A 23232-nucleotide genomic window follows, 5' to 3' on the forward strand; every position below is an offset into this window, starting at 1 on the left:
ATTAGGTTGAGTAGCAATAAATCTAGTTCGTCAGCTTGTTACCAAATTCACACCGAGTGTTAGCAAATTTGTCACCGCGCCTGCTATAACTCCAGGTGTGCCATCTTTTACCGCATTAATAATTTTATCTCCCATTTTTTCATTTCCACTCAGAGCATCAGGTTTTTTGTTTAGCACGGAGAGTGCTTTTTCGGTGAGACGTACATCTCGAAAATAAGATTGATGATCTGTTTCATACTGGATATAGCCGTTTTCTTGAAGAAAGGTGAATGTTCCCTCAACCACACAACGCAATTGGTTCAATGCTTTCATTTCCGGTGAGTTAAGCTGATCAAAGTAGTCATCAGGTAGCGAGGCGTTGAACTTTTCGTAGGTTATAACCTGCGCTACAGGAAAGTTCTCCCATAACAATGCAAAGATTTCTGCAGTCTGTTGGTTAAACAATTCGAGGTTCTTGGACATGCATAATTCCCTATCATCTAGTAAAGATTCGTTTGTCTATTGGGCAAAGACTCTGACTGTAATGGCCCTAAACAACGATCTGAGCTCTCGCGAGATCGAAAGCTACACCGCGAAAATGGTCGAAAAAGCCAGTAAAGATGAGCTCATGAACGTTATTAAACATCTGTTAAATCACATTAGAATGCACAAATAAAAGGATCTATATCAATACGTTAACCTTTGTTTTAAAAATTTGATAGATGTCATTGATGCTGTTGATTGTTGCAAATGTATGCATTAGCAATCGCACAGGCAGATGTACGATCAAAATCGTCCTCAAACCGGCACCGTGAATGCCGGTTTTTTAATGTCATTTTCCCGGTTATTGTTCCTTTTCAGCGGCGCATGAATCAGGTGCATGAGTTTGCATTCTTTTTTTATTCCAGCGTTTGCCAGCCAGCGCCAGAGCTGGCGCGGCTCGGAACTCCTGATGCACCTGCATTAAAAGCGACCCTTTAAGCGGGCAGGCGAGGCGGGGATAGCACTGCGCGCCAGACGTGGTGACAGCATTTATTTTACGCGTCTGTGCGCGTCGTGGTGGCACGCTGTTGAGTGCGGTCGGCTAATGAGGTGCTGGCGTGGTTGCGCCGCGTGTGCGGTGTCTGGCTGGCTCTAAGAGGATGCCGCCCGGAGGCGGCATTCTGGCGGAGGGTTACTCGGTTTCGATGTTGTAATCCTTAAAGCGGATCACCTCTAAACCGAGCCATTCATTGATTTCCTTGAAACGCTCCTGCAATGGCGTCAGCTCGTTACGCACAAATACCCGCGCCACCTTCTCGATATCGCCCATTGAGCCGATATTTTCGGGCTTGCCGCCCATAAGCTGGAACGGTACGCGGTGCGCATCGAGCAGGTCGGCGGCGCTCACCTTTTTGATGTTGAAAAAATCATCCTTCGTGGCGACTTCACTCAGTGGCACAATCTTGATGCCATCCGGTTTCCCGTTCGGGGCATAAAAAAACAGGTTTTTGAAATTCCCGAGCCCTTTCGAGTCACGCATCGCGGAGCGCAGCGCCTCGACGTCGGTGCTGCTCTGTGCCGCGTCGGTGACGTACATGATGTAACCCGCGTGCGCGCCGTTCTGGTAATACTTGCGACGAAACAACGTGGCGGATTCATTCAGCCAGGCTGAATTAAGCGCGCTCAGGTATTCCGGCATCCCGTACAGCTCCTGATTGATGTCAGGCTCAAGCAAATGACAGACTGAGCCGGGGGCGAACTGGTGCGGGTGTGAGAAATCCGACACGTACCAGTAAACATCCTCTTCGACACCCCTGCGGGTGTATTTGGCCGGAGAGGTTTCCAGCTTCATGAGCTGGCCGGTCACGCTCATGCGCTTCTCAAGATAGCCATTAGCAAAAACCAGATAATCGAGCACAAGGCGGCTGAAATCCTGCCGTGAAAGCAACGGATGCGGGATGTAGGTGCTCGTCAGGATGTTACGCTTCACGTAAATCGGGGAGCTGTGATGCACGGCGGCGCGCAGGCTTTTCGCCAGCCCGGAGAAGTTGACCGGCGGCTCGTACCATTTGCCGTTATTGATGCACTCGACATAGTCAAGGATATCGCGGCGATCCAGAACGGGTGACGGCTCGCCAAAGGTGAACGCCTCCATTTTCTGCGGTGCAATGGCGGTCATGTTGGTCTGTTTTGGCTGTTTCTTTTGGCGTTTTTTCATCTTAGTTGATATCCAGAATCGAGGTTGAATGCATACCGCTACCGGCGGAAAGTGGCTCGTTTAACAGGGCGTGCATGGTCGCCCATGCGATATCCGCGTGGCTGGCTTCCTCACTGCGGCTGGCTTCATAGGTAGCGCTGCGGCCGCTGCTGGTCATGGTTTTACGGATAGCCATGAATGACTGCGTGATGTCGGTCGCACCGGCGTCATACTCCAGACACCCGCGTCGGATGGTGTCTTTCGCTTTCAGCACCATTGCGGTTTTCATTTCCGGCGTGTAACGGATGGCGCGCGCTGCCGGGAAGAATGAGCGCACGAGCTGGTAAACACCCTGGCCGATGCCGGTCGCATCGATGCCGATATAGTCGACCGTGTATTTCTCGGTCAGCGCCCGGATGGCTTCGGCCTGCGCGGCAAAATCCATGCCTTTCCACTGGTGACGCTCAAGGATGCGGAACTTGCCTCCGGCTACAAGTGGCGGAGCCAGTACCGCACAGCCTGCGCTGTCGCCGGTGTGTGACGGGTCGTAGCCAATCCAGACCGGACGCCAGCTAAACGGACGGTCGGCGAATGGCTCGAAGTCCTCCCATTCTTCCATCGCATCGACCATGCAACGCTGGAGCTCCTCGAACGGGAATACCGACGCTTTATCGTCGACGAACTCGCACATGAACAGGTTACGGAAGTCATCCGCGCTGTTTTCCTGTCTGAGCTGGTCGAGGTTAAACAGGGTACAGCCCCCGGCGAGCGCGTCCTCAATGGTGACAATCTGCCGCCACTGGCCGTCCCCGCATAACATGCCCCCGGCAAGCGCCTGATGACTGATATCGATGTCGACACATTCGTCGCGGTTACTGCGGCCACGGTTAAACAGCTCCCCTGACCAGAACGGGTACGCGCCGTGCGCCAGCGTCGACGGCGTCGAAAAATAGGTGGTGCGCAGGTGCGACTGTGAGGCCATACCGGAGGCGACTTTTCGCAGCTTCTGGAAATTGGGTATCCAGAAAATCTCATCGACATAGAGGTCGCCGTTGTGACTCTGCGCGGTATTGGAATTAGTCCCGAGGAAAATCAGCTCTGCGCCGTTGTTGCCGATGACAATCGGGTCGCCTGACAGGTCGACGTCGACCAGACGCGCAAAGGCGATGATGTACTTACGGAAAACGTAAGCCTGCGTTTTACTGGCTGATAAAAATATCTGGTTATGGCCGGTCTTAAGGGCGCGCAGGAGCGCTTCGCGCGCAAAGTAGAACGTTGCGCCAATCTGGCGCGATTTGAGGATGTGGCGAATACGGTGCGCGATGCCTGCCTTATGCCAGTTGAGCTGATACTCAAACGACTGGTCAAAGAAAATCTCTTCCAGCTTTTCAATCGCTTCTTCACTGAAGAAATTACGTTTCGGCTTTTTGCGATCCCCTTTGTTACGGCTGGCGATATTGGGGTTTAAATCCACCTCGTTTCCGGTCTGGCTGTAGCGGTTCACGCGCGCAAGGCGCTCCATCTGTCGCGACAGAAAATCAGCGACCTTAAAGTCGTGCGGCGTGAGGTCGGGCTTGGCGTAAATCTGGATGAGGCGCGCCTCTAACGTCGATTCAACGCGGTTAATCGGCGCGGTTTCCTCCCATCCATCACGCTGTTTCCAGCTCTGCACCGTGGGGCGCTTGAGTTGCAGCATGTCGCAGATTTGCGGCACGGCGAACCCCTGCCAGTACAACAGCCGCGCCTGTCGTCGCGGGTCATTGAGTAATGAAAGGTCAGTTGAAATGGTCATGCTTACCTCGTTTTAATGTTACGAGGCAAGGCTAAGGAAATGACCGTGCTTAATCGCTAAACCCCTGTTGTGTCAGGGATTGCACTTCTGCAACAGGTGGCTGATGAGGGGCTGAGTCGGGAAACTAACCCCGACCCGAAAACCCAATATCAGGACACCTGAACAATGGCAAAGAAAGTTTCTAAATGGTTTCGCATCGGCGTCGAGGGTGACACCTGCGATGGCCGCGTCATCAGCGCTGATGACATTCAGGAAATGGCCGACACGTTCGACCCGCGCGTCTACGGCTGCCGCATTAACCTCGAACATATCCGGGGGCTGCTGCCTGACAGTCTGTTTAAGCGATACGGCGATGTAGTCGAGCTAAAAGCGGAGGTTATCAGCGATGGCTCTGCGCTCGACGGCAAAAAGGCGTTGTTTGGCAAAATCCAGCCTCTTGACGAGCTGGTCAGCATGGTTAAGGCCGGACAAAAGGTTTACACCTCAATGGAGATCCGCCCGAACTTTGCCAACAGTGGCAAGTGCTATCTGGTTGGCCTCGCCGTCACCGATGACCCGGCAAGCCTCGGCACCGAATACCTCGAATTCTGTAGCCGCGCCACACAAAACCCGCTCGCCGGTAAAAAAGACCAGCCGGGCGATCTCTTCTCTGTGGCCTCGCTGGCTGAGCTGGAATTTGAGGACGTTCCCGACACCATGCTCAACAGCCTGACCGACAAGGTAAAGGCCATTTTCAGCCGTAAACAGGCCAGCGACGACGCACGTCTTGCAGATGTGCATGAGGCTGTGACGACCGTCACCGAGCTGGTGCAAACCAACCTCACCGCCACCGACCAGCGCGTCACCGAGCTTGAGACCGAACTGGCGCAGCTTAAGCAGGACGTGACCAGCAAGGCCGAAGAAAGCGCGCAGGCGTTTAACGACCTCAAAAACTCCCTCGATAACACCGAAAGCCAGCGCCAGCCGCGCCGCGAGCTTTCTCGTGGTGGTACGGGCGACGAGCTGCTGACCAACTGCTGATAACCCGCCGGGCGCGCTGCCCGGCCTGATACCTATTACCCGAACAGGAAAAACCATGCGTAAACAAACCCGCTTTAAATTCAATGCCTACCTGACCCGCGTCGCGGAGCTGAACGACATTTCCACCGATGACGTGGCGAAGAAATTCACCGTTGAGCCGTCGGTCACGCAAACCATGATGGACACCGTGCAGGAATCGTCCTCATTCCTGACGAAAATCAACATCGTGCCGGTCGACGAACTGAAAGGCGAAAAGGTCGGTGTGGGCGTTAACGGCACAATCGCGAGCACCGCTGATACTGACGGCGATGGCGAGCGTGAAACCGCTGATTTTACTGCGCTGGAGTCCAACAAATACGAGTGCGCACAGATTAACTTTGACTTCCATATCCGCTATAAACAGCTCGACCTGTGGGCGCGATTCCAGGACTTCCAGACCCGTATCCGTAACGCCATTATCAAGCGTCAGGCGCTCGATTTCATCATGGCCGGTTTCAACGGTATTGAACGCGCCGCAAAATCTGACCGCAAAAAAAATCCGATGCTTCAGGATGTGGCGGTGGGCTGGTTGCAGAAGTACCGCAATGAAGCGCCAGCGCGCGTGATGTCAAAAATCACCGACGAGGACGGCGCGGTCATTTCCGATGTGATACGCGTGGGTAAAAACGGCGACTATGCGAACCTCGACGCGCTGGTTATGGATGCCACCGGCAACCTGATTGATGAGATTTATCAGGATGACCCGGAGCTGGTTGTCATCACCGGTCGCAAGCTGATGGCGGATAAATACTTCCCTATCGTCAATAAAGACCAGGAAAACAGCGAGTCGCTGGCCGCTGACATCATCATCAGCCAGAAGCGAATCGGCAACCTGCCTGCCGTGCGCGTGCCTTACTTCCCGGCGAATGCCCTGATGGTGACGCGTCTCGATAACCTGTCTATCTACTTCATGGATGACGCGCATCGCCGCAGCATCATCGAAAACCCGAAGAAAGACCGCATCGAGAACTACGAGTCAATGAATACCGACTACGTGGTCGAGGCATACGCTGCCGGTTGCCTGATTGAAAATATCAAGCTCGGTGACTTCACCGCACCTGCTGCACCGGAAAGCGGAGAGTAAGCCATGACGAGTCCCGCAGCGCGTCACATGATGCGGGTCTCGGCCTCTGAAACAGCGCGGCGGGCTGCTGTCCCGCTGCGCAATGCAACTGCCTATGAGCAGATGCTCGTTAAGCTGGCCGCAGACAACCGCACGCTAAAACAAATCCGATCCAATGAGCGCAAGGCAGATAAAAAGCGTGAGCTGCTGCCGTTCTATCTGCCATGGGTGGCTGGCGTCCTCGCAAACGGCAAGGGCGCGCAGGATGACATCGTCATGACGGTCATGCTGTGGCGTCTCGATGCTGACGATATCGCCGGGGCGCTGGAAATTGCCCGTTACGCCATGACCTATGGCCTGACCATGCCGACCGGTCGACGTCCGACGCCTTACCTGCTGGCCGAAGAGGTGGCACTGTCCGCGCAGCGCCTGCTCGCTGCAAAACAGCCGGTCGAACTGGCGAACCTGCTCGACACTATTGCGCTGACTGAACGCGCTGACATGCCCGATATCGTGCGCGCGAAGCTGCACAAAATCACCGGCTATGTCCTGCGTGATGCGAATCAACTGCCCGAGGCGCTGACGCACCTGCAACGTGCGATCCAGTTAGAACGCACCATCGGTGTGAAAAAGGATATCGAGCAGTTAGAGCGCCAGCTCAGGCCAAAACCCGAACCGGCACCGAAAGCCACAACGACTAAACCGCGCACGCGCAAACCTGCCGCCAAACCGGCGGCACGTCGCGGGCGTCCACCAAAGACGGCAAAAGCCGCAGGTTAACCGAGCGCTCCCCGAGCCGGGCGGCACGCCGGTCAACGCGGGTATCAGTTGCCCTGACTGCGACCGGCGTCCACCGCCCACCTATTACCCGAGGTTGTCATGACGACGCTGATTATTGAGCAAAACAAAGAGCCGCAGGATGTGCCGGGCGTGGTGATACCGCCACCGGGCGTGAGCGAGCCGGTAATCAAAAACACCCCGTTTTTTCCTGATGTTGACCCGAAGCGCGTGCGTGAGGAAATGCGTTTAGAGCAGACCGTTTCCCCTGTGCGCCTGCGCCGGGCAATTAAGACCGCCATCGCAGAGACGAACGCCGAGCTGGGCGAATGGCGCGAGCGTCAGCTTGATGCAGGTTACGCCACGCTGGCGGATGTCCCGACCGACAGGCTCGACGGCGAAAGTGTGCGTGTTTTCCACTACTTCAACGCCGTGTGTGCAATGACGACCGCCACGCTTTACGAGCGTTTTCGCGGCGTGGATGCGACCGCCAGAGGTGACAAAAAGGCAGACAGCATCGACAGCACTATCGATGAAATGTGGCGGGATATGCGCTGGTCTGTGGCGCGCATCCAGGACAAAGCGCGCTGCATTGTGGGGCAAATCTGATGAAAGCGTATGCGCTACAGGGCGACACCCTCGACGCGATTTGTGTGCGGTACTACGGGCGCACCGAGGGCGTGGTCGAAACCGTCTTAGAAGCGAATCCCGGCCTGTCTGAGCTCGGCGTCATCCTGCCGCACGGCACGGCAATTGAACTGCCCGAGACCGACAGCGCGGCCAGAACCGAAACGGTGAATCTATGGGACTGAGTATGGAGAAAATCACCACGTTTATCGCCTACTGGCTGGCCGTCGCGCTGGCGTACCTCGGCGCAATATCGCCCGAAAAGATGGCGCTTTACGTGGGCGGCGGATGCGCCATTTTTACCGCGCTTACGAATTACTGGTTTAAGCGCAAAACGTACCTCTATCTGACGTCACTCGGACTCGACAAGGGGGCTATTCGTGAAATCAATCGTTAAACGTTGCAGTGTGGCCGCAGTGCTGGCGCTGGCGGCGCTGATGCCTGACTTTCGTCTGCTTAACACCTCGCCCGAGGGGCTGGCGCTGATTGCCGACCTCGAAGGTTGTCGCCTGACGCCTTACCAGTGCAGCGCGGGAGTGTGGACGTCAGGTATCGGCCACACTGCAGGCGTCGTACCGAAAGGGGAAATCACCGAACGGCAGGCGGCGGCGAACCTTGTCGCGGATGTGCTGAACGTAGAAAAACGTCTGGCCGTATGCGCGCCGGTGAAAATGCCGCAGCACGTTTACGACGCGCTGGTCAGCTTCTCTTTTAACGTTGGAACCGGCGCGGCCTGCCGGTCGACGCTGGTCTCGTTTATCAAACGCCAGCAATGGCCGCAGGCGTGCGACCAGCTCACCCGCTGGGTTTACGTGAATGGCAACGTTAACAAAGGGCTGGAAAACCGCCGCGCGCGCGAGCGTGCCTATTGCCTCAGGGGGATTCAATGAAAGTGATGTTGTTTTTACTGATCGCGCTGATGGCGGTTGTGCTCTGGCAGCGTCATGAAAACGGCAACCTGACGCGCTCTTTTGAAAGGGCGAACAGGGTCGCGACCGAACAAAAAAACGTGATCGGCATGCTGAAAAACCAGCTGTCCGTTTCGCAGGGCATTGCCCGGAGAAATGAAACCGCGCAGGTCAATTTGCGCGGAGAACTGCTGGCCGCCGGTGCAATGGCCGTGCGGCGTGAAGAAACCATTACGAGGCTGATAAATGAGAATGAAACGTTACGCCGCTGGTACAGTGCTGAGCTGCCTGATGTTGTGCGTCGGCTGCACACCCGCGCCGGTTGTACCTCCGCCGGTCATTGTTTACAGCGCCTGCCCGAAAGTGAGCTATTGCCCGATGCCGGGCAGCGATCCGGCCACTAATGGCGACCTGAGCGCCGATATTCGCAGGCTTGAGCACGCGCTCGCCGCCTGCGCGCTGCAGGTTGAAACCATCAAAGACTGTCAGGATAAACTCGATGAAGAAAGCACGCAGCCTGCGCGAAGCGCTGAATAAAGCCGTCCCGCAGCTTGAAACAAACCCCGAAATGATGCGCATCTTTGCCGATGAGGGGAATATCGATGCGCGTCTCGCGGCCTCGCTGTCGCATGAGAAAATTTATACCCTGAATGTGATCGTGTGTGACTTTGTCGGCGACCCTGATTTGATATTCGTGCCGGTGGTCGCGTGGCTCAGGGAAAACCAGCCTGATATCTGCACGCTCGATGAAGGGCGAAAAAAAGGCTACCGTTTCCAGATGGATTTAAACGACGGGGACAGCGTCGATATCAGCATCAGCCTGCAGCTCACCGAGCGTACCCTCATCAAAGAGGAAAACGGCGCGCTGCATGTCAGCTATGCCCCGGAGCCGCCGCTGCCTGAGCCCGTGACACGACCAAAAGAGCTCTATATTAACGGCGAACTGGTGAGCAAATGGGATGAGTGATTTAACGCCTTTTGACAACCAGCTCACCGGGCTGCTTGCTGCCCTGTCACCCGCAGGGCGTCGCAAGCTTGCCGGTGATATTGCAAAGGAGCTGCGCAAGTCGCAACAGCAACGGATAAAACAGCAAAAAGCCCCGGACGGCTCACCCTATCAGGCGCGAAAGCGTCAGCCTCTCAGGGCTAAGAGAGGGAGGATTAAACGGGCGATGTTCCAGAGGCTCCGCACGAGCCGGTACATGAAAGCCACTGGCAGTGAAAGCAGGGCAATGGTGGAGTTTACCGGCAAAGTGCAGCGAATTGCGCGTGTCCATCAGTACGGGTTAAAAGACCGGCCTAACCCGCACAGCCATGACGTGCAGTATGCAGAGCGCCAGTTACTTGGATTCAGCAAAACCGAAAATAATTCTATAGAGAAAATTGTTTTGCATCATATATTGAGGGTGAGGGATACAAAAGATGCAGGGTAGTATGCTACCACGCTGTGCAGTGAAATTATGATGCGGTGTTTATTATGTGTAATGTAATGGATGTTTCACTAAATGATTGAAAACATCCATTACTATTTTTAATTATAATGCTGTTAAGGTATGTTATTTTTTTTAAGAAAAAAATGAACTACAAGTCGCTCGATAGGTGTGAGTGGTCTATTTGATTTAAAGTGGTTGCTAGAATTATTGTTACTTAGCTCAATTGCTTTAGTTGCGATAAGATCTTTGTAAATAAACTTTTTATCTTCGTTACTTAGTGTCTTGAATTGTTCGGATGGGCTTGAGCTTGATTTTGCGATTCTGAGTGAGCCCGGGGTGTGTTTTTTTTCTTCTTCAATTTTCTGCTCCATACTAATGACATGCTCATTAATATAGTCGCCAACAGGAATTCCAGTTAGGGTTATGATTTTACCAGATATATAGTGTGGATAATGGTTGGCTTTCTCATAATTGATTGATTTAGCCATTTCTTGGAAGTGCTCGCCAGTAATTGTCAACGAAGCGTCTTGCACTAAAAAATAAAGGTCAACGGCGAAGTTAAAAATCGCGGGATAGATGTCGACATATTTTCCGTAAAAAATGAAAGTTTCGCGGATGTATCGTTTTGTTTGTTCTTGCTTTGTATTTTCAATTATGCGTTCAATGACGGTTAAAGGTAATAGGCACAAAATTCCCACTTCAGTGCGAATGTTTGCAATGTCTGAAGATTTTATTCCTTTTGACGAATTTAAAAGCTCGGAGTGATGGAGGGAGAAATTGCGTAGAGTTTTTAGAGAAAGATATCGCTTATTATCTTTGCTAACGTTTTTTTTGGTCGCAATCTCATACTTTTCTATAGAACTGCAAAGAGAGTTGAGTAAATTATTTAGATCATCAGTGTCACTTGAAGATGTGAATGTGTAATATTTTTTATAAAATCTTGATATTTCTATCTCACAGCTTTCTTTTGGTGTCATTTATTTATTCCGTTGAGACTAATTGTTGAGCCATATAAATGATAGCGAAATAGTGAAGGTGGGTCGATACTCTTTCTAACATTTGTGTAGGTCTGCCAATAATCTACTTTAATTAAGTGTGTCATATACGCAACATAGCTTGTTGTTACATCTCTCATCAAACCTGCTTGAGTAGCCTAACCCCTTGCCCGGCGGCATCCTTTCCCCATGACTAATCTAAATTCTCTGCAGGAAATCGCTCGCGCGATCCGCAACCTTATCCGCACCGGCATCGTGACCGACGTTGACCACGACGAGGGGCTTTGTCGTGTCCAGACCGGCGGCATGGAAACCACCTGGCTGAACTGGCTAACCTGCCGCGCCGGTCGCTCGCGCGTATGGTGGGCTCCATCCGTTGGCGAGCAGGTGTTATTGCTGGCCATCGGCGGTGAGCTCGATACGGCCTTTGTGCTGCCAGGCATTTTCTCAGATGACAATCCCGCGCCGTCAGCCTCACCTGATGCGTTACATGTGGCATTTCCCGATGGCGCTGTCATTGAGTACGAACCCGAAAGCGGCGCGCTTACCGTGTCTGGCATCAAAACCGCCAACGTCACCGCGTCGGATTCCATCACGGCCACCGTGCCGGTGGTGCTGGTGAAAGCCGAAAGCCGCATCACGCTCGATACGCCCGAGGTGGTATGTACCAACAAACTGACGACCGGCACGCTCGAAGTGCAGAAAGGCGGGACGATGTCCGGGAATATCGAGCATACAGGCGGGTCACTGTCGTCAAATGGCAAAGTGCTGCACCTCCATAAACACCCGGGCGACAGTGGCGGGACAACGGGGGCACCGATATGACAGTGCGTTATCTGGGAATGAACAGCCAGACCGGCCTCAGTGTCACTGAGGTTGAGCATATCAGGCAAAGCGTGCGCGACATTCTCGTCACGCCGGTTGGCTCGCGCGTCATGCGCCGTGAATACGGCTCGCTTCTGTCGGCACTGATTGACCAGCCGCAGACACCGGCACTGCGATTGCAAATTATGGCCGCGTGCTATTCCGCGATCCAGAAGTGGGAGCCGCGCGTCAGTCTGACAACCATCACCTTTGAGCGGTCGGAGACCGACGGCGGGCTGTATGTCGATATTACCGGCACGCGCTCGGCTAACGGTCAGCCCTTTTCCCTCACTATTCCATTGAGTTAAACGTTATGGCAATTGTTGACCTGAACCAGCTCGCCGCGCCTGATGTCGTGGAGGTGCTGGACTATGAGACCATCCTCGCGGAGCGCAAGGCGACCCTCGTCTCGTTATACCCGGAGGAACAACAGGAGGCAGTCGCGCGCACGCTGACGCTCGAATCAGAGCCGATTGTTAAGCTGCTGGAGGAAAACGCCTATCGGGAGGTTATCTGGCGCCAGCGCGTCAACGAGGCCGCGCGTGCGGTCATGCTGGCGTATGCAGAAGATGCCGACCTTGACCAGATAGGCGGAAATTATAACGTCGAGCGCCTCGTCATCACCCCGGCAGACGACACGACGTTTCCGCCCACGCCAGCCGTAATGGAGTCGAATACAGACTACCGTCTGCGCATCCAACAGGCTTTTGAAGGACTGAGTACCGCAGGCTCAACCGGTGCATATCAGTTTCATGGCCGCAGCGCCGACGGGCGTGTCGCGGATATTTCCGTCATCAGTCCTGAGCCTGCGTGTGTGACCGTGTCCGTGCTGTCGCGTGAAAATAACGGCGTGGCCTCTGACGAGCTGCTCGCTATCGTGCGCGATGCCCTGAACGACGAGGACGTCAGGCCGGTGGCCGACCGCGTGACCGTGCAGTCAGCGAAAATCATCGACTACAAAATCACTGCATCGCTTTACCTTTACCCCGGCCCCGAAAGTGAGCCTGTGCTCAGTGCGGCAAAAGCAAAGTTACAGGCGTATATCACCGCGCAGCACCGGCTCGGGCGTGACATCCGTAAATCGGCCATCTATGCGGCGCTCCACGTCGAGGGCGTGCAGCGTGTCGAGCTGGCCGCGCCGGTGGCTGACATCGTTCTCGATGAAACGCAGGCGTCATGGTGCAGCGAGTACAGCGTCACCATAGGGGGTAATGATGAATGACACCCGACTGTTGCCGGTTGGCTCCTCGCCGCTTGAGTTGGCGGCGGCGCGCGCCTGCGCTGAAATCGAAAATACCCCCGTCCCCCTGCGCCGACTCTGGAGCCCGGACGACTGCCCGGCAAACCTCTTGCCGTGGCTGGCGTGGGCGTTTTCCGTTGACCGCTGGGATGAGAACTGGCCGGAGGCCACCAAACGGGATGTGATCCGCAATGCCTGGTATATCCACGCACACAAAGGAACGATTGGGGCAGTGCGCCGCGTCGTGGAGCCGCTCGGCTACCTGATAAACGTGTCTGAGTGGTGGCAGACAAACGATCCGCCCGGCACGTTTCGACTCGATATCGGTGTGCTGGAGACCGGCATCACCGAGGAAATGTATTACGAAATGGAGCGGCTTATTGCCGATGCAAAGCCAGCCAGCCGCCATCTTATCGGCCTCAATATTATTCAGGACATTCCCGGCTATCTGTACACCGGCGCCCTGAGCTATGACGGCGACATCATCACGGTTTACCCCGGATAAGTGAGAGCACAATGACAGTGAAATATAAAACGGTCATCACCAAAGCCGGTGCAATCAAGCTGGCCGCAGCGACCGTCCCGAACGGGAAAAAAGTCAATTTTACGGCGATGGCCGTCGGTGACGGCGGCGGTACGCTGCCGGTGCCTGACCCAAACCAGACAAAACTCGTTAAAGAGGTCTGGCGTCATGCGCTGAACAAAATCAGCCAGGACAATAAGCACAAAAATTATGTCGTGGCGGAGCTGCTCATCCCGCCTGAGACCGGCGGTTTCTGGATGCGTGAGCTCGGACTCTATGACGACACCGGCACGCTGATAGCGGTCGGTAATATGGCCGAAAGCTACAAGCCAGCGCTGGCGGAGGGGTCAGGCCGTGCGCAGACCGTGCGAATGGTAATTATGGTGAGCGACATCGAGTCAGTCGAGCTGACCATCGACACCTCAACGGTGATGGCAACGCAGGACTACGTCGACGACAAGCTCGCTGAGCATGAGCAGTCCCGCCGCCATCCTGACGCCACGCTCACCGCAAAGGGTTTTACTCAGCTCAGCAGCGCGACCGACAGCGTGTCTGAGAGCGTCGCAGCGACGCCGAAAGCGGTTAAAGCGGCGTATGACATTGCGAAGGGTAAATATACGGCTCAGGATGCCACCACGGCGAAAAAGGGTATCGTCCAGCTCAGTAGCGCGACCGACAGCACGTCTGAGAGCGTCGCAGCGACGCCGAAAGCGGTTAAGGCGGCGTATGACCTTGCGAAAGGGAAATATACGGCTCAGGACGCCACCACGGAGCAAAAGGGTATCGTCCAGCTCAGCAGCGCAACCGACAGCACGTCTGAGGCGCTGGCGGCAACGCCGAAAGCAGTTAAGGCCGCGAATGACAACGCTAACGGGCGCGTACCATCAGGGCGCAGGATTAATGGTCATGCGCTGACTGATGATTTTAATATCAGCGCGCAGGATATTTTCAACGGGCAAGCCGTGGCAATTGGCAATGCCGCCGACCTGAACGCCTACACCACGGCGGGACTTTATTACCAGCCAGCGAATGCGCAGGCTCAAACCGGCAGGAACTATCCAGAAGCTAACGCCGGTTCGCTGGAAGTTTATAAGCATGCCGGTATCACGCAGATTTACCGGATTTATAACAGCTCCCGCTCGTACATTCGCACGCTTTACAGCGGGACGTGGTCAGCCTGGGTTAAACAGTATGATGCGTCCAATAAACCCTCCCCAGCTGATATTAATGCCGTGAATAAGGGCGGCGATACAATGACCGGGGGGCTTAAGATTCGCGCTGCTGATGCGTTGCGCATTTACGATGCGGCATACGGAATGATTTTTCGCCGTTCAGAAAATAATTTTTACCTGATTCCGACAGTAAAAGACCAGGGGGAAAATGGCGGCATAAGTTCACTGCGTCCATTTTATGCAGATCTCACTAATGGCAGAGTGACGCTGGGTAATGGTGCAGTCGTTAACGGCGGTCTTGGGCTGGGTGTAGTCAGCGGCCTTGGGGGGAACTCTATTGCTCTGGGGGATAATGACACCGGTTTCAAACAGAACGGAGATGGTGTGCTGGATGTTTATGCCAACAGCAAACAGGTAATGCGATTCCTGAACAGTGGCATAACGAGTTATATGCTCTTCAACATGAATGCAGGCGCATCAGTAAGCAGCACTCTCACCTTTAAAAACGGTAGCGGTATCACGTCAGAGAAAACTGGTGCCAACCCCCGAAACGGCCGAATTTACTGGGGCGGTGATGCGAGTCGCGGCAACAGGATAGAGTTTGCAGATGATGCCGGCTGGAAAGCTTACATTGAGCGTCATCCCTCAAACGGTGTTCAGTTAGTCGTTAACGGGCGAATCAATGGAAGTATTATTTATTCCAGTGGTGAAGTACAGGCAGGCGGAGGGAGTGCTCGTTTTGCAGCTGATGGAAATATATTCGGCTCAAAATGGGGCAATCAGTGGCTTGATGCATATCTGAGAAACACCTATCAGCCAAAGGGCAATTATACCCCGGCTGGTCAGGCCTATACCAAAGCAGAATCGGATGCGCGCTACGGGGTCGGTAAAACGACGACAGGAAATAACAGCGCTTATTATACTCACGGCAACGGCGCTGTCTTTATGCAGGCAGTAAGAAATATTGCTGTCGGTAATAATGCCACTGTAACCGTGACACTGCCTACATCTTTCCCTAACGGCATTCTCGGTACAGGGGTCAGTTTTTATGGTTCGGGTGGCAACAACTCCGACTCATATTATATGTGCACGCCGGTCAATAAAAATCAGGTGAAAATCCAGACCCGAAACTGTAACGGAACATTTTCACTTATCGTGTCGGGATATTGATATGAAGAAATATTTCAGTAATACAGAAAAAAGCTTTTACCTTGAGGAAACTGTTAAGGCATATCAGGCTCAGGATATTTCAGTACCGGCTGATCTGATGACCATATCCGATGACGAATATGAAGCTTTTATGGTTTCACCTGACCGGAAAGCGCCTCAGTACAATGTTGAATCAGAATGTATGGAATGGGTCGACATCGAACCACCTACACGCGAGGAAGCTATCGAAAAAGCTGAGTCATTAAAGGCGCAGCTCTTGTCTGTAGCAGCTCAGGCCATAGCCCCATTGCAGGATGCGGTCGATTTGTCGATGGCGACAGATGAGGAAATGGCGAGCCTGTCGGCGTGGAAGAAATACCGGGTTTTACTTAACCGGGTTGATACCAGTGAGCCTGACGAAATTGAATGGCCTGAATCGCCGTTAACAGAGTAATAAAAAACCCGCGTTAAGCGGGTTTAATCATAGGGGCATTCTTCATAGTCTTTTTCTGTTTCATCACCGACAAACAGTCTGAGCCAGCAAAAGCCAAAGAGCCACCATGTAGCCAGACAACCAATAACCCAGAGTAAAATCGTCATTATCGCTTCCTCGTTAATGGCGAAACGATAGCGACAATACCCATTCATTGATAATGGTTATCAGCGATCGATTAACCGTGATTGATCGCTGATAACGATCAATGACGCTTTCCTCACATGGCAACCGGTCACTGCGCGTTGTGCTGTCACTTCCCCAACGGCCTTTCGTTTCTCACACCTCACACACAACAGAAAATAGTTGCACCCCTTAACCACGGAGTTAAACGGATGAGCGACTATCATCACGGCGTCGAGGTCATCGAGATTAACGATGGCACGCGCACCATTTCCACCGTTTCGACGGCTATCATCGGCATGGTCTGCACCGCCAGCGATGCTGACGATTCAACATTCCCGCTAAATGAGCCGGTGCTGATTACCAGCGTGCAGAACGCTATCGGTAAAGCCGGTAAGCTCGGCACCCTGTCAAAATCCCTGCAAGCCATTGCCGACCAGTGCAAGCCGGTCGTTGTGGTTGTGCGCGTTGCCGAAGGTATTGAAGACCCGGACGACCCGGAAGCAGCGCAGAAAGAAACCATTTCCAACATCATCGGCACGACCGACGAAAACGGCAAATACACTGGGCTTAAAGCGCTGTTGACCGCCAAAACCGTCACCGGCGTCAAGCCGCGTATTCTCGGCGTGCCGGGGCTGGATTCTCTGGAAGTGGCGACCGCGCTCGCGGCGACCTGTCAGAGCCTGCGCGCGTTTGGCTATATCAGCGCGTGGGGCTGCAAGACCATTTCCGAAGCCATCGCCTACCGTGAGAATTTCAGCCAGCGCGAGCTGATGGTCATTCACCCTGATTTTCTGGCGTGGGACACTACGGCGAATCAGACCGATATAGCATGGGCGACCGCCCGCGCGCTCGGCCTGCGTGCCAAAATCGACCAGGAGACGGGCTGGCACAAAACGCTGTCTAACGTCGGCGTGAATGGCGTCACCGGCGTCAGTGCCTCGGTCTCGTGGGACTTGCAGGAGAAGGCCACCGACGCGAACCTGTTGAATCAGGCCGGTGTCACGACGTTGATCCGTAACGACGGATTTAAATTCTGGGGCAACCGTACCTGTTCCGACGATCCGTTATTCCTCTTTGAAAACTACACCCGCACGGCGCAGGTGCTGGCCGACACGATGGCGGAGGCGCACGCCTGGGCGATTGATAAACCCGTCACCGCAACGCTTATCCGCGACATCGTCGCCGGTATCAATGCGAAATTCCGCGAGCTGAAAAACAACGGCTATATCGTTGACGGCTCCTGCTGGTACGACCCGGAGTCAAACAGCGTGGAAACGCTCAAGGTGGGGAAACTGTATATCGATTACGACTACACCCCCGTCCCGCCGCTGGAAAACCTGACCCTGCGCCAGCGCATCACTGATACCTATCTGGCGAACCTGTCAGAGTCGGTCAACAGCTAAGGAGCTCTGAGCATGGCATTACCACGCAAACTGAAATACCTGAACATGTTCAACGATGGCCTGAGCTACATGGGCGTCGTTGAATCCGTCACCCTGCCAAAGCTGACCCGTAAGCTTGAGAAATACCGCGGCGGCGGGATGCCGGGTTCGGTGTCGATTGACCTCGGTCTCGATGACGATGCGCTGTCGTGCGAGTGGACGCTCGGCGGTCTGCCCGACGTCGAGCTGTGGGCGCAGTACGCCTCACCGGGCGCGGACAGCGTACCGTTGCGCTTTACCGGCTCATACCAGCGCGATGACACCGGCGCGATTTCTGCCGTTGAGGTGGTCATGCGTGGCCGTCACAAAGAGTACGACGGCGGCGAAAACAAACAGGGCGAAAGCGGCACGACCAAAATCTCGACCGAATGCGCGTACTACCAGCTCACGATTGACGGCAGGGAGGTCATCGAGATTGACGTCATCAACATGGTGCTGAAAGTCGACGGCGTCGACCGTCTGGCAGAGCACCGCAAGGCCATTGGCCTGTAACCCTCTTAACCGGTCAGTCAGGCTGGCCGGTCACTTAACTTTGACGAGAGCAACATCATGGAAAACAACATCGAAACCGGCGTTACAGAAATTGAAGTCGCCGAAACCAAAAAGCCACACGTCGTGACCCTCGATAACCCCCTCATGCGCGGTGAGCAAAAAATCGGAGAGGTGACGGTTTCAAAACCTAACGCGGGAACCCTGCGCGGGGTGTCGCTGGCCTCACTGGCAAACTCTGACGTTGACGCGCTGATTAAGGTGCTGCCGCGTATGACCTACCCGGCACTCACCGAGCATGAAATTGCCCGTCTGGATGCCTCAGACCTGATGCAGTTCGCCGCTGAGGTGATTGGTTTTTTGTCGCCATCTTCGGCTCGCTGACGTTCCCCGCAAAACTTTCGGTCGATGACCTGATGGCGGATATCGCGGTGATTTTTCACTGGCCGCCATCAGAGCTGTATTCCCTGAGCGTGACCGAGCTCCTCACATGGCGCGACAAGGCGCTACAGCGAAGCGGAAACCACTATGAGCAATAACGTCAGGATCGAGGTGCTGCTTAACGCAGTAGACCGGGCAAGCCGACCGCTAAAAGCTATCCAGAACGCCAGCAAATCCCTCGCTGGCGATATCCGCAACTCACAGACGACCCTGCGCGACCTTAACGCGCAGGCGTCCCGAATCGACGGATTCAGGAAAGCGAGCGCACAGCTTGCCGTGACCGGTCAGTCGCTTAACAAAGCGAAACAGGAGGCCGCAGCGCTGGCCGTCCAGTTTAAAAACACGGAAAACCCCACCAAAGCGCAGGCGCGCGCGATGGAGGCAGCAAAAAAATCCGCCGCTGACCTGCAACTCAAATATAACGGGCTCAGGCAATCGGTACAGCGCCAGCGCACCGAGCTTGCACAGGCCGGGATAAACACCCGCACGCTGTCGGCTGACGAGCGTCGCCTTAAAACCAGCATCAGTGAGACAACTGCGCAGCTTAACCGACAGCGTGAGGCGCTGGCGCGGGTCAGTCAGCAACAGGCAAAGCTGAGCCGGGTTAAAGAGCGCTATCAGACCGGTAAATCCCTTGCGGGTAGTGCGGCGGCGGCTGGCGCTGCCGGTGTCGGAATTGCCACGGCAGGGACTATGGCCGGGGTAAAACTGCTGATGCCTGGCTATTCGTTTGCACAGAAAAACTCTGAGCTGCAAGCCGTGCTCGGGGTCGACAAACAGTCGCCCGAAATGGAGGCGTTACGCAAACAGGCCAGACAGCTCGGTGACAATACCGCCGCATCTGCTGACGACGCAGCGAGTGCACAAATCATCATCGCCAAAAGTGGCGGGGATGCTGATGCCATTCAGGCGGCAACGCCGGTTACGCTGAATATGGCGCTGTCGAATCAGCGCTCAATGGAGGAAAACGCCGCCCTGCTGACAGGGATGAAATCTGCGTTTCAGCTTTCCAACGACCAGATCGCGCACATTGGCGACGTGCTGTCGATGACGATGAACAAAACCGCCGCCGACTTTGACGGGCTGAGTGATGCGCTGACCTATGCCGCGCCGGTGGCGAAAAATGCCGGGGTCAGTATCGAGCAAACCGCCGCGATGGTCGGTGCGTTGCACGATGCGAAAATTACCGGCTCGATGGCGGGAACGGGTAGCCGTGCAATCCTGAGCCGCCTACAGGCGCCGACCGGTAAAGCCTTTGAGGCTATCAAAGAGCTCGGCGTTAAGACTTCTGATGCCAGAGGAAACACGCGCCCGATATTTTCCATCCTGAAGGAAATGCAGCGCAGTTTTGAGAAAAACAATCTCGGTACCAGCCAGCGCGGCGAGTACATGAAAACCATCTTCGGTGAAGAGGCCAGCTCGGCGGCAGCGGTGCTGATGACCGCAGCGTCAACCGGCAAGCTCGACAAACTCACCGCAGCGTTTAAAGCCTCGGACGGTAAAACCGAGGAGCTGGTCAAAATCATGCAGGATAATCTCGGCGGCGACTTTAAAGAGTTTCAGTCTGCTTATGAGGCCGTGGGAACTGACCTGTTTGACCAGCAAAACGACGCTCTGCGCAAACTGACGCAGACGGCCACGCGATATGTTTTGAAACTCGATGGCTGGATCACCCGCAATAAATCACTGGCGACCACTATCGGTGTTGTAGCCGGTGGCGCACTGGCGCTGATTGGTGTGATTGGCGGGATTGGCCTGATTGCGTGGCCGGTGGTGATGGGGATTAACGCCATTATCGCCGCCGCAGGTCTGCTGGGAACGGTCTTTACCGTTGCCGGTGGCGCAATAGTGACTGCTGTCGGTGCCATCAGTCTGCCGGTGGTCGCGGTCGCCGGTGCGGTGGTGGCCGGGGCGCTCCTGATTCGTAAATACTGGGAGCCCATAAGCGCATTCTTTTCGGGCGTGGTGGAGGGGCTTAAAGCGGCATTTGCGCCGGTGGCGGAAATCTTCTCGCCGCTGACGCCGGTGTTTGATTCCATCATCGAGAAATTGCGCGGGGTCTGGCAGTGGTTTACTGACCTGATAGCACCGGTTAAGGCGACACAGGAAACGCTAGAACGTTTCAAAACTGTCGGTGTGGTGGTCGGCAAAACACTGGCTGATGCGCTGATGCTGCCGCTCCGTTCATTCAATAAGTTACGCAGTGGCGTCGACTGGCTGCTGGAAAAGCTCGGGGTCATCAAAAAAGAGTCGGACGGCCTCGACCAGACTGCCGCTAAAGCCAGTGCCGCAGCCGGTGCGCAAAGCGGGTCTTATATTCCGCAGACGTCCGTTTATGGCGGTTATCAGATGTACCAGCCAGTGACGGCGCCTGCTGGCCGGTCCTATGTCGACCAGAGCAAGCGTGAATACAACATTAATCTGTCGGGTGGCGTTGCGCCGGGAACTGACCTCGACCGGCAGCTCCGGGAAGCAGTCGAAAAACTCGACCGGGAAGAAAGAGCACGCCAGCGCTCAAGTATGCGCCATGACGGATGAGGGCTAAAACATGTTAATGGTACTGGGTTTATTTGTGTTTGAGCGCTGCACGCTGCCTTATCAGTCGATGCAGTACTCAAAGGACTACCGCTGGGCGTCAAACGACCGCATCGGTAAACCACCGGCTTATCAGTATCTCGGCGAGGGGGAAACCTCGCGCACGCTCTCGGGCGTGCTGTACCCCGAAATCACCGGCGGCCGCCTGTCGCTGACGACTGTCGAACTGATGGCCGACGAAGGGAGGGCATGGCCGCTAATTGACGGAACGGGCATGATCCACGGTATGTATGTCATCGATAAAGTGACCCACACGCACACCGAATTATTCAGCGACGGCGCAGCCAGAAAAATTGAGTTTAGCCTCTCGCTGAAACGTGTCGATGACTCGCTCGCGGCGATTTACGGCGACCTGAAAACGCAGGCTGACAATCTGGTGACGTCTGCCGGTAACTGGCTGGGAGGGCTGGCGGGATGATTACGGGTCTGAATATTCAGGCCGGGGCGCAGATTGCCCCGGCGTTTATGCTCACGCTCGATGGCGATGATATCACGCAGAATTTCAGCGACCGGCTAATCAGCCTGACCATGACGGACAACCGCGGATTCGAAGCCGACCAGCTCGACATCGAGCTCGATGACAGCGACGGGCTTGTCGAGTTGCCGCCGCGCGGTGCAAAGCTGACGCTGTGGTTAGGCTGGCAGGGATCCGCCTTGCTGAATAAAGGGAGTTTCACGGTCGATGAAATCGAGCACCGGGGCGCGCCAGATACGCTCACTATCCGGGGGCGCAGCGCTGATTTTCGCGGGTCGCTTAATTCACGCCGGGAACAGTCATGGCATGACACCACGCTCGGGGTCATTGTGGAGACCATCGCTGCGCGCAACAAGCTGACGGCCAGCGTGGCGGATACGCTGAAAACGATCCCCGTGCCTCACATTGACCAGACGCAGGAATCTGACGCGGTATTTCTGGCGAGGCTGGCGGAGCGCAACGGCGCATCTGTCGCGGTGAAGTTTGGGAAACTGTTATTCCTGAAAGCCGGTAGCGCGGTGACGGCCAGTGGCAAGCCTATCCCGCAAATGACCGTAGAGCGTGGCGACGGCGACCGGCATCAGTTCGCCATCGCTGACCGGGAAGCCTACACCGGCGTAACGGCAAAATGGCTGCACACCAAAGACCCGAAGCCGCAAAAGCAAAAGGTGAAGCTCAAACGCAAACCAAAGGTACAGCACCTGCGCGCGCTGCAGCATCCGAAAGCGACCAAAACCACGGCAAAGGCAAAAGCCAAAAAAGAGCAGGAAGCGCGCGAGGGTGAGTATATGGCCGGTGAATCTGACAATGTGCTGGAGCTGACGACCATTTACGCGACAAAGGCGCAGGCCATGCGCGCCGCTCAGGCAAAGTGGGACAAGCTGCAGCGCGGCGTCGCGGAGTTTTCAATCTCGCTGGCTATTGGCAGGGCTGATTTATTTCCTGAAACGCCGGTTGCGGTGAAAGGCTTTAAGCGCGTTATAGACGAGCAGGCTTGGATAATCAGCCGGGTGGTGCATAACCTTAACGGGAACGGCTACACGACGGGCTTAGAGCTTGAGGTTAAGGTTTCGGATGTGGAGTATGAAAGCGAGGAGTTAAATCAATAATTATGATTTAAGTATTTGTTAAATAAGGTTTTAATGGTTAAAATTAGCTCATCGGAAATTAAAAGAGGTGCTCGCCATGTTTCACTGTCCTAAATGCCATTTTGCCGCTCACGCTCGCACAAGCCGCTATTTTTCTGACACCACAAAAGAGCGCTATCACCAGTGCACAAACATCAACTGCAGTGCTACGTTTGTGACAACTGAGACGGTTGAGCGTTTTATTGTTTCGCCGGGTGAAGTAGTTCTGGCACCGCCGCACCCTGCGCCCTCAGGCCAGCAACAAATCACTTGGATGTAACCAA

General features: G+C 54.8%; 31 protein-coding genes. 26 read left to right on the plus strand and 5 right to left on the minus strand.

Features of this window, described 5'->3' with window-relative positions:
* Positions 1–30: 30 nt before the first annotated feature.
* The gene (locus AC4OVS_RS09760; protein ID WP_047352902.1) at positions 31–462 is read right to left on the minus strand and encodes a hypothetical protein; all 432 of its coding nucleotides are present in this window, start codon (positions 460–462) and stop codon (positions 31–33) included.
* On the opposite strand from AC4OVS_RS09760, the gene AC4OVS_RS09765 reads away from it, so the two are divergent.
* Complete coding sequence (locus AC4OVS_RS09765; protein WP_047352903.1) at positions 461–655, plus strand: hypothetical protein; 195 nt, start codon at positions 461–463, stop codon at positions 653–655. The two genes, AC4OVS_RS09760 and AC4OVS_RS09765, sit on opposite strands and share 2 nt — an antisense overlap.
* Before the next feature lie 498 nt (positions 656–1153).
* Here the strand turns inward: AC4OVS_RS09765 and AC4OVS_RS09770 are convergent, their stop codons facing one another.
* Together AC4OVS_RS09770 and AC4OVS_RS09775 are read right to left on the minus strand one after the other, a co-directional pair.
* A complete protein-coding gene (locus tag AC4OVS_RS09770; RefSeq protein ID WP_047352904.1) occupies positions 1154–2179 on the minus strand; it encodes a phage portal protein in 1026 nt (341 codons plus the stop codon).
* A 1-nt stretch (position 2180) separates the two neighbouring features.
* Complete coding sequence (locus AC4OVS_RS09775; RefSeq protein WP_047352905.1) at positions 2181–3950, minus strand: terminase ATPase subunit family protein; 1770 nt, start codon at positions 3948–3950, stop codon at positions 2181–2183.
* Positions 3951–4115: 165 nt separating this feature from the next.
* Here AC4OVS_RS09775 and AC4OVS_RS09780 point away from each other — a divergent pair, with 165 nt between their 5' ends.
* The 11 genes from AC4OVS_RS09780 (at position 4116) to AC4OVS_RS09830 (ending at position 9817) form a co-directional block, all read left to right on the plus strand.
* Positions 4116–4970 carry a GPO family capsid scaffolding protein gene (locus AC4OVS_RS09780; RefSeq protein ID WP_047352906.1) on the plus strand — a complete coding sequence of 285 codons (855 nt, stop codon included), beginning with the start codon at positions 4116–4118 and terminating at the stop codon, positions 4968–4970.
* 55 nt (positions 4971–5025) lie between these two features.
* Positions 5026–6093, plus strand: a complete 1068-nt coding sequence (locus AC4OVS_RS09785; protein ID WP_017382976.1) for a phage major capsid protein, P2 family — start codon at positions 5026–5028, stop codon at positions 6091–6093.
* A 3-nt stretch (positions 6094–6096) separates the two neighbouring features.
* Positions 6097–6852: a phage terminase small subunit gene (locus AC4OVS_RS09790; RefSeq protein ID WP_148972754.1), complete on the plus strand. Its 756-nt coding sequence runs from the start codon at positions 6097–6099 to the stop codon at positions 6850–6852.
* A gap of 99 nt (positions 6853–6951) precedes the next feature.
* Complete coding sequence (locus AC4OVS_RS09795; protein ID WP_032609900.1) at positions 6952–7458, plus strand: head completion/stabilization protein; 507 nt, start codon at positions 6952–6954, stop codon at positions 7456–7458.
* Positions 7458–7661, plus strand: coding sequence for a tail protein X (locus AC4OVS_RS09800; protein WP_017382979.1), 204 nt, complete (start codon positions 7458–7460; stop codon positions 7659–7661). The genes AC4OVS_RS09795 and AC4OVS_RS09800 overlap by 1 nt, the downstream gene beginning before the upstream one ends.
* Positions 7652–7873, plus strand: a complete 222-nt coding sequence (locus AC4OVS_RS09805; RefSeq protein WP_014170137.1) for a phage holin family protein — start codon at positions 7652–7654, stop codon at positions 7871–7873. Before AC4OVS_RS09800 ends, AC4OVS_RS09805 begins: the two co-directional genes overlap by 10 nt.
* Complete coding sequence (locus AC4OVS_RS09810; protein WP_047352908.1) at positions 7857–8366, plus strand: lysozyme; 510 nt, start codon at positions 7857–7859, stop codon at positions 8364–8366. Before AC4OVS_RS09805 ends, AC4OVS_RS09810 begins: the two co-directional genes overlap by 17 nt.
* On the plus strand, positions 8363–8788 hold the full coding sequence (gene lysB, locus AC4OVS_RS09815) for an Rz-like lysis system protein LysB (protein ID WP_047352909.1): 426 nt from the start codon (positions 8363–8365) through the stop codon (positions 8786–8788). The genes AC4OVS_RS09810 and lysB overlap by 4 nt, the downstream gene beginning before the upstream one ends.
* Positions 8676–8921 carry an Rz1-like lysis system protein LysC gene (gene lysC / locus AC4OVS_RS09820; RefSeq protein ID WP_491922351.1) on the plus strand — a complete coding sequence of 82 codons (246 nt, stop codon included), beginning with the start codon at positions 8676–8678 and terminating at the stop codon, positions 8919–8921. Before lysB ends, lysC begins: the two co-directional genes overlap by 113 nt.
* A complete protein-coding gene (locus AC4OVS_RS09825; RefSeq protein ID WP_491922352.1) occupies positions 8884–9351 on the plus strand; it encodes a phage tail protein in 468 nt (155 codons plus the stop codon). Before lysC ends, AC4OVS_RS09825 begins: the two co-directional genes overlap by 38 nt.
* On the plus strand, positions 9344–9817 hold the full coding sequence (locus AC4OVS_RS09830; RefSeq protein WP_047352910.1) for a phage virion morphogenesis protein: 474 nt from the start codon (positions 9344–9346) through the stop codon (positions 9815–9817). The genes AC4OVS_RS09825 and AC4OVS_RS09830 overlap by 8 nt, the downstream gene beginning before the upstream one ends.
* 113 nt (positions 9818–9930) lie before the next feature.
* On the opposite strand, the gene AC4OVS_RS09835 is transcribed toward AC4OVS_RS09830, so the two are convergent.
* Complete coding sequence (locus AC4OVS_RS09835) at positions 9931–10794, minus strand: hypothetical protein (protein WP_047352911.1); 864 nt, start codon at positions 10792–10794, stop codon at positions 9931–9933.
* A gap of 207 nt (positions 10795–11001) precedes the next feature.
* Between AC4OVS_RS09835 and AC4OVS_RS09840 the strand changes: the two genes are divergently transcribed.
* Genes AC4OVS_RS09840 through AC4OVS_RS09865 form a run of 6 tightly spaced genes read left to right on the plus strand, consistent with a single transcriptional unit; the run spans position 11002 to position 16214 of the window.
* Positions 11002–11637 (plus strand): phage baseplate assembly protein V, encoded by a 636-nt coding sequence (locus tag AC4OVS_RS09840; RefSeq protein WP_047352912.1) that lies wholly within the window; start codon positions 11002–11004, stop codon positions 11635–11637.
* Positions 11634–11984, plus strand: a complete 351-nt coding sequence (locus tag AC4OVS_RS09845; protein WP_047352913.1) for a GPW/gp25 family protein — start codon at positions 11634–11636, stop codon at positions 11982–11984. The genes AC4OVS_RS09840 and AC4OVS_RS09845 overlap by 4 nt, the downstream gene beginning before the upstream one ends.
* Before the next feature lie 5 nt (positions 11985–11989).
* Positions 11990–12898, plus strand: coding sequence for a baseplate assembly protein (locus tag AC4OVS_RS09850; protein ID WP_047352914.1), 909 nt, complete (start codon positions 11990–11992; stop codon positions 12896–12898).
* On the plus strand, positions 12891–13421 hold the full coding sequence (locus tag AC4OVS_RS09855; protein ID WP_032609889.1) for a phage tail protein I: 531 nt from the start codon (positions 12891–12893) through the stop codon (positions 13419–13421). The genes AC4OVS_RS09850 and AC4OVS_RS09855 overlap by 8 nt, the downstream gene beginning before the upstream one ends.
* A gap of 11 nt (positions 13422–13432) precedes the next feature.
* Positions 13433–15781 carry a phage tail-collar fiber domain-containing protein gene (locus AC4OVS_RS09860; RefSeq protein WP_032659924.1) on the plus strand — a complete coding sequence of 783 codons (2349 nt, stop codon included), beginning with the start codon at positions 13433–13435 and terminating at the stop codon, positions 15779–15781.
* Position 15782: 1 nt separating this feature from the next.
* Positions 15783–16214, plus strand: a complete 432-nt coding sequence (locus AC4OVS_RS09865) for a tail fiber assembly protein (protein ID WP_032659926.1) — start codon at positions 15783–15785, stop codon at positions 16212–16214.
* Positions 16215–16237: 23 nt separating this feature from the next.
* Here the strand turns inward: AC4OVS_RS09865 and AC4OVS_RS09870 are convergent, their stop codons facing one another.
* Complete coding sequence (locus tag AC4OVS_RS09870) at positions 16238–16360, minus strand: hypothetical protein (RefSeq protein ID WP_264300040.1); 123 nt, start codon at positions 16358–16360, stop codon at positions 16238–16240.
* Positions 16361–16588: 228 nt separating this feature from the next.
* On the opposite strand from AC4OVS_RS09870, the gene AC4OVS_RS09875 reads away from it, so the two are divergent.
* The 8 genes from AC4OVS_RS09875 (at position 16589) to AC4OVS_RS09910 (ending at position 23228) form a co-directional block, all read left to right on the plus strand.
* Complete coding sequence (locus AC4OVS_RS09875) at positions 16589–17782, plus strand: phage tail sheath protein (protein ID WP_023323582.1); 1194 nt, start codon at positions 16589–16591, stop codon at positions 17780–17782.
* A 12-nt stretch (positions 17783–17794) separates the two neighbouring features.
* Complete coding sequence (locus AC4OVS_RS09880; RefSeq protein WP_023295232.1) at positions 17795–18313, plus strand: phage major tail tube protein; 519 nt, start codon at positions 17795–17797, stop codon at positions 18311–18313.
* 57 nt (positions 18314–18370) lie between these two features.
* Positions 18371–18694 carry a phage tail assembly protein gene (locus AC4OVS_RS09885; RefSeq protein WP_047352915.1) on the plus strand — a complete coding sequence of 108 codons (324 nt, stop codon included), beginning with the start codon at positions 18371–18373 and terminating at the stop codon, positions 18692–18694.
* Positions 18695–18726: 32 nt separating this feature from the next.
* The gene (locus AC4OVS_RS09890) at positions 18727–18849 is read left to right on the plus strand and encodes a GpE family phage tail protein (protein WP_017382998.1); all 123 of its coding nucleotides are present in this window, start codon (positions 18727–18729) and stop codon (positions 18847–18849) included.
* On the plus strand, positions 18839–21289 hold the full coding sequence (locus AC4OVS_RS09895; RefSeq protein ID WP_047352916.1) for a phage tail tape measure protein: 2451 nt from the start codon (positions 18839–18841) through the stop codon (positions 21287–21289). Before AC4OVS_RS09890 ends, AC4OVS_RS09895 begins: the two co-directional genes overlap by 11 nt.
* Before the next feature lie 10 nt (positions 21290–21299).
* The gene (locus tag AC4OVS_RS09900; RefSeq protein ID WP_047352917.1) at positions 21300–21764 is read left to right on the plus strand and encodes a phage tail protein; all 465 of its coding nucleotides are present in this window, start codon (positions 21300–21302) and stop codon (positions 21762–21764) included.
* A complete protein-coding gene (locus tag AC4OVS_RS09905) occupies positions 21761–22930 on the plus strand; it encodes a phage late control D family protein (protein WP_047352918.1) in 1170 nt (389 codons plus the stop codon). The genes AC4OVS_RS09900 and AC4OVS_RS09905 overlap by 4 nt, the downstream gene beginning before the upstream one ends.
* Positions 22931–23006: 76 nt before the next feature.
* Positions 23007–23228, plus strand: coding sequence for a DNA-binding transcriptional regulator (locus tag AC4OVS_RS09910; RefSeq protein ID WP_048338910.1), 222 nt, complete (start codon positions 23007–23009; stop codon positions 23226–23228).
* The last annotated feature ends 4 nt before the right edge of the window (positions 23229–23232 follow it).

Source organism: Enterobacter sp. 4974935, from assembly GCF_058661735.1.

Bases quoted from the DNA above. Each gene is read 5' to 3' on its own strand.
- AC4OVS_RS09855 (WP_032609889.1), top strand. From the start codon at position 12,891: ATGAATGACACCCGACTGTTGCCGGTTGGCTCCTCGCCGCTTGAGTTG.
- AC4OVS_RS09785 (WP_017382976.1), top strand. From the start codon at position 5,026: ATGCGTAAACAAACCCGCTTTAAATTCAATGCCTACCTGACCCGCGTC.
- AC4OVS_RS09805 (WP_014170137.1), top strand. From the start codon at position 7,652: ATGGGACTGAGTATGGAGAAAATCACCACGTTTATCGCCTACTGGCTG.
- AC4OVS_RS09795 (WP_032609900.1), top strand. From the start codon at position 6,952: ATGACGACGCTGATTATTGAGCAAAACAAAGAGCCGCAGGATGTGCCG.
- AC4OVS_RS09790 (WP_148972754.1), top strand. From the start codon at position 6,097: ATGACGAGTCCCGCAGCGCGTCACATGATGCGGGTCTCGGCCTCTGAA.
- AC4OVS_RS09850 (WP_047352914.1), top strand. From the start codon at position 11,990: ATGGCAATTGTTGACCTGAACCAGCTCGCCGCGCCTGATGTCGTGGAG.
- AC4OVS_RS09900 (WP_047352917.1), top strand. From the start codon at position 21,300: ATGTTAATGGTACTGGGTTTATTTGTGTTTGAGCGCTGCACGCTGCCT.
- AC4OVS_RS09905 (WP_047352918.1), top strand. From the start codon at position 21,761: ATGATTACGGGTCTGAATATTCAGGCCGGGGCGCAGATTGCCCCGGCG.
- AC4OVS_RS09910 (WP_048338910.1), top strand. From the start codon at position 23,007: ATGTTTCACTGTCCTAAATGCCATTTTGCCGCTCACGCTCGCACAAGC.
- AC4OVS_RS09830 (WP_047352910.1), top strand. From the start codon at position 9,344: ATGAGTGATTTAACGCCTTTTGACAACCAGCTCACCGGGCTGCTTGCT.
- AC4OVS_RS09825 (WP_491922352.1), top strand. From the start codon at position 8,884: ATGAAGAAAGCACGCAGCCTGCGCGAAGCGCTGAATAAAGCCGTCCCG.
- AC4OVS_RS09890 (WP_017382998.1), top strand. From the start codon at position 18,727: ATGGCGGATATCGCGGTGATTTTTCACTGGCCGCCATCAGAGCTGTAT.
- AC4OVS_RS09800 (WP_017382979.1), top strand. From the start codon at position 7,458: ATGAAAGCGTATGCGCTACAGGGCGACACCCTCGACGCGATTTGTGTG.
- AC4OVS_RS09880 (WP_023295232.1), top strand. From the start codon at position 17,795: ATGGCATTACCACGCAAACTGAAATACCTGAACATGTTCAACGATGGC.
- AC4OVS_RS09875 (WP_023323582.1), top strand. From the start codon at position 16,589: ATGAGCGACTATCATCACGGCGTCGAGGTCATCGAGATTAACGATGGC.
- AC4OVS_RS09870 (WP_264300040.1), bottom strand. From the start codon at position 16,360: ATGACGATTTTACTCTGGGTTATTGGTTGTCTGGCTACATGGTGGCTC.
- AC4OVS_RS09865 (WP_032659926.1), top strand. From the start codon at position 15,783: ATGAAGAAATATTTCAGTAATACAGAAAAAAGCTTTTACCTTGAGGAA.
- AC4OVS_RS09770 (WP_047352904.1), bottom strand. From the start codon at position 2,179: ATGAAAAAACGCCAAAAGAAACAGCCAAAACAGACCAACATGACCGCC.
- AC4OVS_RS09760 (WP_047352902.1), bottom strand. From the start codon at position 462: ATGTCCAAGAACCTCGAATTGTTTAACCAACAGACTGCAGAAATCTTT.
- lysC (WP_491922351.1), top strand. From the start codon at position 8,676: ATGTTGTGCGTCGGCTGCACACCCGCGCCGGTTGTACCTCCGCCGGTC.
- AC4OVS_RS09835 (WP_047352911.1), bottom strand. From the start codon at position 10,794: ATGACACCAAAAGAAAGCTGTGAGATAGAAATATCAAGATTTTATAAA.
- lysB (WP_047352909.1), top strand. From the start codon at position 8,363: ATGAAAGTGATGTTGTTTTTACTGATCGCGCTGATGGCGGTTGTGCTC.
- AC4OVS_RS09860 (WP_032659924.1), top strand. From the start codon at position 13,433: ATGACAGTGAAATATAAAACGGTCATCACCAAAGCCGGTGCAATCAAG.
- AC4OVS_RS09780 (WP_047352906.1), top strand. From the start codon at position 4,116: ATGGCAAAGAAAGTTTCTAAATGGTTTCGCATCGGCGTCGAGGGTGAC.
- AC4OVS_RS09895 (WP_047352916.1), top strand. From the start codon at position 18,839: ATGAGCAATAACGTCAGGATCGAGGTGCTGCTTAACGCAGTAGACCGG.
- AC4OVS_RS09885 (WP_047352915.1), top strand. From the start codon at position 18,371: ATGGAAAACAACATCGAAACCGGCGTTACAGAAATTGAAGTCGCCGAA.
- AC4OVS_RS09840 (WP_047352912.1), top strand. From the start codon at position 11,002: ATGACTAATCTAAATTCTCTGCAGGAAATCGCTCGCGCGATCCGCAAC.
- AC4OVS_RS09845 (WP_047352913.1), top strand. From the start codon at position 11,634: ATGACAGTGCGTTATCTGGGAATGAACAGCCAGACCGGCCTCAGTGTC.
- AC4OVS_RS09775 (WP_047352905.1), bottom strand. From the start codon at position 3,950: ATGACCATTTCAACTGACCTTTCATTACTCAATGACCCGCGACGACAG.
- AC4OVS_RS09765 (WP_047352903.1), top strand. From the start codon at position 461: ATGCATAATTCCCTATCATCTAGTAAAGATTCGTTTGTCTATTGGGCA.